Genomic DNA, 3,508 nt, shown 5'->3' on the forward strand with positions numbered 1-3,508 from the left:
GATAGCGGCCCCCGCCTTCGCGGGCGACGGCTGTTACAAATCCAACCCAGCGAAACTCGTCTGGTCGAACTTCAGCTTGAAGGTCACATAAGCACCCGAGCGCGAGAAGCGCGCGTCCTCGAAATCACGGTCGTGGAAGCCCGCGAAATTATAGCCGAAGGTGATGTTCGCATTCTTCACCAGCGCTAGCGTCAGCGTCGGCCCGCCCGCCCAGCTGACGGTATCGGCATCGGTGCCGACGCGGACGGTGCCCGATGCGCCGGCGTCAACATGCTCGCAAAGGTTGAAGCGGACGTCGGCGCCGATCAGGTTCGACCAGCCCTTGACGTCGTCGGCGCCGAAACGGTCGAAATTGTAGCGCGTGCCCCAGAAGACGCCGAACTCGGCGCGCTCGTACCACATGCCGTGCGCACCGCGCTCGGCGAGCGGGGTCCAGTTCACCGACAGGCTGTTGAGCAGGCGGCGGCTGGTCGCGTCGCCGTCGATCTTCAACGCGCTGCCGCCGATAGGCCCGGCTTGGCCCGCAACAGCGTCGCGCACCTTGTCCGAACGAAATTCGCTCTTGTTGAGCCAGGAAATCCGGGAATCGGCGGGGCGGTGCGCCCAGCTTGCTTCGAACTGGATGACTTCGGTGGTCGGCGTCGTGCCACCGCTCGCTTTGGCATAGGTGAAGAGCGCCCCGAGCGCGCGGCCTTCGCCGAGCTGGCGGAGCCCGCCGAGCGTCAGGCCGTAGCGGTTGGCGATCTCCCCATCGCGATATTCGGCGCGGCCCGTCAGCGTCCAGCGGTCGGCGCGGTAAGTCGCGCCGGTGCTGATCGCGAGGAAATCCTCGGTGATCGTGCCGTTGCCGCCGAGGAAACCGCCCGACGCGACCGGCTGGTCGAGATTGAGCACATCCTTGGTACGGATGCCGCCGATCGTGCGGTTGCCGTCGACCGACACATCGACCGACCAGCGTTCGCCAAGCTTCAGCGACTGCGACAGGCCGTAGGCGGCGAAGCTGCGCGGGCCATATTCGCCGATCTCTTGGCTGTTCGCGGTGGCGAGCAGCCGGGCGCCCGACCAAGGGGTCAGGTCGAAGCCGAGCCGTGCGGTGCGCGCCTTGATCGTGTCGCCGTCGGCGATCTCGTAGCTGCCGACCAGATTGACGTCGCGATTGATTGCGAAGCGCGCGCCGAGGCGATGGCGGGTCGGGAAATCGACGCTTGCGTCCTTGCCGCCGAGCGCAAATTCGGTCTGCGCGTCGAGTTCAAGCCGTTTGTTGAAGAGCCGCTGCGTTACACCGAGTTGCACGATGTTCGAACGGTTGCGGCTGCCATCGGTCAGGCGGTCGTCGGCGTGGGTCAGCCCGGCGCGCGCGACGCTGGTGCCATTGTCATATTCGACGAGCGCGCGCGCAGCGCGGCGGCGCGCATTGGTGTCGAGATAATCTTCCTGCCACGCGCTTCCGGTCACCGACAGGTTACGGCTGGCCTTCATCCGGGCATCGAAGCCGGATTTGCGCGTGCCATTCTCGCCGCTGTTGAGCTGGCCGGTGCCGAAGCCCGCTTCGCGTGTCCGGACATAGGCGAGGAAGTCGGCGTTGCTGCTATGATGCTCGGCCTCGATCAGCCACGCCTTCGCGGTGCCACCGGCGGCGGTGCTGCCGTTTACCGCCTTTGCGTCGCTGACCGCGAGTTCGGCGCGGACCTCGGTTTCGATCGTCGGGCGATAGCGTGCATCGATGCCGCCGAGGTTGGTCTTGGCGTTGCCGTCCTCGTCGTGGATGAAGGTCGCGCCGACGCGCAGTTTCTCGTCGGTCGACTGATAGCTGACGCGGCCACCCGCGTTGAGCACGCGTTGCCCGACGCCGTCGACCTCATATTCGGCGACGATGAACTGTGGATCGAGGTTTGACGAGCGGCTGAGCACGGGTTCACGGAAGCGGATCGTGCCCGACAGATAGTCGATATCGTAATCGACGTGGCGCGACAGGCTGACGCTGTCGACGATGCGTTCGCTGTGCAGCCGGTCGTGCGTCTCGATCGTGATCCGCTCGCTGTTCGGCAATATGTCCTTCGCGCCGAGCTGATACGGACCCGTCAGGCCATTGCCCTGAATCTCGTCGCGGCGAAAGCGATAGGGGGTGTCGGCGACGAAAGCCGTCGCGGCGACATTGCGGCCGCGATACTCGGCCTTGCCGCCGTTCAGCGCGCGTTGGTAGCGCGCGAGTTCGGGCTCCGAAATCCCCGTCTCGATATCGCCGAACATTGCATAGAATTGCGGGCGTTCGAGGCGGAGGTAGAGCTTGCGCACCGACGCCGCATCATAGCGCGTCTCGTTGCGGTCGGCATAGATGGTGTAATAGGCGCGCGGATCGATCACGCCACCGAACCGGGTGTCATCCTTGTCCTTGTCGCTGTCATACGCCAGCGTCATCAGCCATTTGCCGCGCACGCGGCCCTTCGCATGGAGAGCGAGGCGGGCGTCGGCGTTGAGATCATCCAGATCCTCCGCCACCGGCTCCATCCGGTCGTCGAGCGTATTATAGCCTAACGTTCCGGCGGCGAAGCCGACGACGGTCCACGGGCGGTTGCCCGGATCGAGCCAGGTTTCGATCGTCTGCTTGCGCGTCACCTTGTCGTCGCGGAAGGTGAAATCCATCGCGAGCGTGCCTGACGCGGTCGTCGGTTCGAGTTCGATGTAGGCGATGCCGTCGTCGCCATCGATCTTCCACACCGGCTGCGCGCGTTCGAGGCCCGCGAGCTGGCGCGCCTGCTGCGCATCGGCTTCGATCGCGGAGTAATAAGGCGCGGGGACGCTGAAGTCGCCCGTCAGGCCGGCACGGATCGGCTTGCCGTCGCGGTCGGTCAGGCGGACCGCGATCACCGGTCGCGTGACGCCGTCGGCGATCAGCACCGACTTTTCGCGGATCAGCGTCGCGCGCATCGGGGTGATCGAATAATGGACGGTGCGTTCGAGAGTTTCGACCGTGACGCCGTTCGTATCCTTCACCTCGGCCACGAGGCGATTTTCGCCCTCGCGGATTTCAAGGCCGCGCCACAGGCTGACCGCAACGCTACCGTCGGCCGACTTGCTCGTACCTTCAAAGGTCAACGGATCGACTGGCTTGCCGTTGACCCGGAGCGATACCGTTTGCCCGGGCGCGTGCTTCACCGCGGCGCGAATCGCTTTCGCGCGCGGGTTATGATCGATGTCGGGGAAGAGCCAGCCGATGCCGGGCGCCTGTCCCGTGAGCCAGTCGCGACCGGAACCGGCTGCTTCGGGATCGCTCAGCACCTTGGGCGCTTCGACTGCGGCATGGTTCGGCGCGGCGCGCGGTGCACTCGCGACGGCGCGGAAGTCGGCGCGCTTCAGCGCGCCACCCCGGCCTTCGACGAAGCGCGAGATCGCGCTGCCCGCGCTCTGCGTCGAGCGCGCGCAATCGATCGCCTCGCGGTCGAGTGGCAGCGTCGACGGATCGATCTGGACGACGTGCAGGCCGGGGCGCACGCCCTCGAAATGATAG

The 3,508-nt window shown here is 65.9% G+C and carries 1 protein-coding gene; it reads right to left on the bottom strand.

Annotated elements, in window-relative coordinates; all coding sequences use genetic code 11:
* Window positions 1–33: 33 nt before the first annotated feature.
* Window positions 34–3,508: hypothetical protein (locus VJ811_RS09940; protein ID WP_324072111.1), on the bottom strand; the 3,475-nt coding region annotated here is incomplete at its 5' end.

The sequence above is a fragment of the Sphingopyxis sp. genome (genome assembly GCF_035250425.1).
GTDB lineage: Bacteria > Pseudomonadota > Alphaproteobacteria > Sphingomonadales > Sphingomonadaceae > Sphingopyxis.